Below are 230 nucleotides of genomic sequence, written 5' to 3'. Positions count from 1 at the left end.
CTTTCTCCATCCCGTGACTGGCAGCTCGTTTGGCCGTTACGTCACTTTCAACTCATTCTCGGAGATCGTCATGCCCAGACTTAGCAGTCCGTCCTACAGGGACGCCAGTGGTCCAGCTGCCGAGATTTTTAGTCAGATCAAGAAATCCATCGGAAGTGTGCCAAATGTCTATGCCGTTATCGGCTCAAACAGCCCGCACGCGCTGAAGGCACTCCTCTCCCTCAATGCCA

The 230-nt window shown here is 53.9% G+C and carries 1 protein-coding gene; it reads left to right on the top strand.

Annotation, left to right across the window (positions count from 1 at the left end; translation table 11 throughout):
* The coding region (locus tag SB773_RS35115) for a hypothetical protein (protein ID WP_410595224.1) at positions 1 to 230 on the top strand (230 nt) is incomplete at both ends.

The sequence above is a fragment of the Bacillus sp. SIMBA_074 genome (assembly GCF_046534555.1).
In the GTDB taxonomy this organism is placed as follows: Bacteria; Bacillota; Bacilli; order Bacillales; family Bacillaceae_G; genus Bacillus_A; species Bacillus_A mycoides.
This window is presented reverse-complemented; position numbering and strand designations above follow the sequence as displayed.